Source organism: Mesorhizobium sp. M7A.F.Ca.CA.002.09.1.1, assembly GCF_003998555.1.
GTDB lineage: Bacteria > Pseudomonadota > Alphaproteobacteria > Rhizobiales > Rhizobiaceae > Mesorhizobium > Mesorhizobium ciceri.
The window spans coordinates 1-3,877 of record NZ_RZRR01000544.1 but is presented as its reverse complement, the minus strand read 5'-3'; the positions used below and the strand labels follow the sequence as shown (position 1 = coordinate 3,877).

Sequence of the window (3,877 nt, the reverse complement as noted above, 5' to 3'; positions counted from 1 at the left end):
CCCGACGCTGCTGCCCGCCGATGCCGCTCACGCGCCGCAAGGCGCGATCGCCGAAGTGGCACCTGCCCGCACCGCGCTGATGGCAACAATCGCCGAGCGCATATCCAGGCATGGCGGCGCCGGCCTGTTTCTCGATTACGGCCATTTCCAGCCGGGTGTCGGGGACACGCTGCAGGCCTTGCGCAGCCACGATCACGAAGATGTGCTGGCCAATCCCGGTGAGGCCGACCTCACGTCCCACGTCGATTTCGCCGCCCTTGCCGCGATCGCGCGTGCACATGGCCTCGAAGCCCATCTGACGACACAGGGCGACTTCCTGCTCGGCATGGGCATCCTCGAGCGCGCCGGCCGCCTTGGCGCCGATGCCGGTCAGGCGGCGCGCGAAAGGATCGCCGGCGACGTCGAGCGCCTCGCCGGGCCGCAAGCCATGGGCGAGCTGTTCAAGGTGCTTGCGGTGCTGCCTCGCGGCGTGGCGGTTCGGCCCTTTGCCGAGGCGGATTGACTTTTTACCGCCGCCCCTCCCAATCTCCCGTCCGCGCTTTGCAGCCTGTTCTCGACCAAGCACCTTCTTCTTGACGAAACCGCCCACACGGACAACAACGCCCGCATGCTGAATCAGACCAAACCGGATCCCGTTCGGTCGCCGCTGCTGGACGAGGCGCAGGCACAAGGCATCCGCCACGGCTATTTCACCCGCGTCGGCGGTGTTTCCGGCGGCATCTATCAGGGCCTCAACATCGGCACCGGATCGAATGACGACCAGACGCTGGTTGCCGAGAACCGCGCCCGTGTCGCTGCCTGGATGGGCGTGCCGGCAAGCCATCTGTTGACCGCCTGGCAAATCCATTCGCCCGATGTCGTCATTGCCAGGGAGCCCTTTGCCGGCGAGCGCCCCAAGGCGGACGCCATCGTCACCGATCGGCCGGGCATCGCCATCGGCGCCTCGACCGCCGATTGCGGTCCCGTGCTGTTCGCTGATGCGCAGGCGCGCATCATCGGCGCTGCGCATGCCGGCTGGAAAGGCGCGTTCACCGGCGTGCTCGAAAACACCATCCTGGCGATGGAAAGCCTCGGCGCCCGGCGCCAAAACATCGTCGCCGTGCTAGGCCCCTCCATCGGCCCGCGAAACTACGAGGTCGGCCCGGAATTCGTCGCCCGCTTTGTCGAATCCGACGCCGAAAACATCCTCTATTTCGCTCCGTCCGCCAATGCCGGCCATGCGATGTTCGACCTCAACCGCTACACGGTTGACCGGCTGGCCAAGGCAGGCGTGACGGCTGAGGGCCTCGACCGCTGCACTTACGCTGAGGAAGGCCTGTTCTACTCCTATCGGCGCACCACGCATCGCAAGGAGCCCGATTACGGCCGGCAGGTTTCGGCAATTGTCTTGGAGAGGGAATAATGGCGCTGCATTTTGAACGATCTGAATTTGACGCGCGGCGCGACCGGCTGATCATCGAGATGGCCGAAAAGAAGCTCGACGCCATCCTGCTGTTCGCGCAGGAAAGCATGTATTGGCTGACCGGCTACGACACGTTCGGCTTCTGCTTCTTCCAGTGCCTGGTGGTCAAGGCCGACGGTTCGATGGTGCTTCTGACCCGCTCGGCCGACCTGCGCCAGGCACGTCAGACCTCGATTATCGACAACATCGTCTTGTGGACCGACCGCAACGGCGCCAATCCCGCGGTCGACCTGCGCAATCTGCTCAACGAACTCGACCTGCTCGGCGCCCGCATCGGTGTCGAATATGACACCCACGGCCTGACCGCCTTCAACGGCCGCCGCCTGGACGAGCAGTTGCAGACCTTCGGCCAGATCGCCGATGCGTCCGGCATTGTCGGCCGGCTGCGCCTGTTCAAGAGCCCGGCCGAGATAGCCAAGGCCGAGAAGGCCGCCAATCTCTCCGACGATGCGCTCGACGCGGCACTGCCGCTGATCAAGCAAGGCGGCGACGAAGCTCTGATCCTGGCCGCCATGCAGGGCGCGATCTTCGCCGGCGGCGGCGACTATCCGGCCAACGAGTTCATCATCGGCTCCGGCGTCGATGCGCTGCTGTGCCGCTACAAGGCCGGCCGCCGCAAGCTCACCAAGAACGACCAGCTGACGCTCGAATGGGCCGGCGTCTTCAACCACTACCATGCGCCGATGATGCGCACGGTGCTGACCGGCAAGGTGTCGAAGCGCCATCAGGAACTGTTCGACGCCGCCCGCGCAGCACTCCTGGCTGTCGAGAAGGCGATGATGCCGGGCAACAGCTTCGGCGACGTCTTCGATGCGCATGCCCGCACCATGGAGGCACACGGCCTGACCAAGCACCGGCTGAACGCCTGCGGCTATTCGGTCGGCGCCCGCTTCACCCCGTCCTGGATGGACATGCCGATGTTCTACCAGGGCAATCCCGAACCGATCGCGCCCAACATGACGCTGTTCGCCCATATGATCATCATGGACTCCGACACCGAGACGGCGATGACGCTTGGCCGCACCTACCTGACCACCGAATCCCAGCCCAGGCCGCTGTCCCGCCATGATCTCGACTTGATCGTAAAGTGAATCCACAGTGGGAGGCGTTCTTCGCCAAGGAGTTAGAAGGCAAATGAGACGATCGCATGTGACGACCGTGTCATTGCTTGTGGCATTGGCTCTTGCCGCCTGCACCAACGCAAAGGACGTGCTCGAACCGTCGGCGATCACCCCGCCGGCGACGTCGACCCAGACGCTGCCCGCAACGTCAGGCAACACGGCGGCAACGGTTCCGGCCGGGCCCGCCACCAGCACGTCTGGCGCTCCCGCAACCGCCGCCGCACCGGTCACATCAGCCCAAAGCGCTGCCATCCTGTCGAAGACCCGCTTGCAGATCGCGCCGATCGTCGGCGCTTCGGTGGAAGCTGCGACACCTCTGACGGCGGAGTTGCAGACCCGTGCCAGGCAGCGCGGCATCACTCTCGCCGGCAGCGCCGACCAGACCGTGACACATGTGCTGAAAGGCTATTTCTCGACGATGTCGGAAGGCGCCGACACCACCGTCATCTATGTCTGGGACGTCTATGACCCCGCTGGCAACCGGCTGCACCGCATCAATGGCCAGCAGAAGGCTCCGTCGGTCAATTCCGGCGCCAGCGCGGGCGGCGACAGCTGGAAGGGGATCTCGCCGGCCACCATGCAGGCGATCGCCGACCAGACCATCGACCAGTTCGCCGCCTGGCTCGGCGGCAAGGCGGGCTAGAGGCATCGGACCCCAAAGTGGAGACGGTTTTGGGAAAATCCGATGCCCAATGAGAAGAAGAACCAGCACAAGTCCCCTGCTCCCTGTTGCAGTCCGGCGATGGCGCGGAGCTTTCTTGAGTTTAGCCGGCGGATTCCCGATCTCGGCGCTTGCAATACCAGCGCGGGCCGCTAAAAGCCCGGTTAAAGGGCGCAAGCGAGTCCGTCAGGCCTCATCATCCTCCACCAGGAACCGTGCATGAAACTCTTCGCGGGCAATTCCAACAGGGTGCTGGCCGAAGCAGTCGCCCGGTACCTCAACGTCCCGCTGGGCAAAGCCACGGTCAGGCGCTTCGCCGACCAGGAAATCTTCGTCGAAATCCAGGAAAACGTGCGCGGCGAGGATGTCTTCATCCTGCAGTCGACCTCGTTCCCGACCAACGATCATTTGATGGAATTGCTTATCATGATCGATGCCTTCATGCGCTCCTCGGCCAAGCGCATCACGGCGGTCATCCCTTATTTCGGCTACGCCAGGCAGGACCGCCGCGCCTCCGGCCGCACGCCGATCTCGGCCAAGCTGGTCGCCAACATGATCACCCGCGCCGGCGTCGACCGCGTTCTGACGCTCGACCTGCATGCCGGCCAGATCCAGGGCTTCTTCGACATCCCG

Annotated in this window: 5 protein-coding genes; all 5 read left to right on the top strand. The window is 64.5% G+C overall.

Translation table 11 applies throughout. The features are described from left to right. The coding region (locus EN994_RS21595; protein WP_206530455.1) for an SAM-dependent methyltransferase at nucleotides 1-502 on the top strand (502 nt) is incomplete at its 5' end. Between the two features lie 105 nt (nucleotides 503-607). Then, entirely contained in the window at nucleotides 608-1,402 is a 795-nt protein-coding gene (gene pgeF / locus EN994_RS21590) for a peptidoglycan editing factor PgeF (RefSeq protein WP_027162151.1), read from the top strand. Next, on the top strand, nucleotides 1,402-2,553 hold the full coding sequence (locus tag EN994_RS21585) for a Xaa-Pro peptidase family protein (RefSeq protein ID WP_013530004.1): 1,152 nt from the start codon (nucleotides 1,402-1,404) through the stop codon (nucleotides 2,551-2,553). The genes pgeF and EN994_RS21585 overlap by 1 nt, the downstream gene beginning before the upstream one ends. 43 nt (nucleotides 2,554-2,596) lie before the next feature. Further along, nucleotides 2,597-3,226: a hypothetical protein gene (locus EN994_RS21580; RefSeq protein WP_063168841.1), complete on the top strand. Its 630-nt coding sequence runs from the start codon at nucleotides 2,597-2,599 to the stop codon at nucleotides 3,224-3,226. A 237-nt stretch (nucleotides 3,227-3,463) separates the two neighbouring features. Then, nucleotides 3,464-3,877 (top strand): ribose-phosphate diphosphokinase (prs, locus tag EN994_RS21575; protein ID WP_127307797.1); only part of this gene is annotated, 414 nt, incomplete at its 3' end.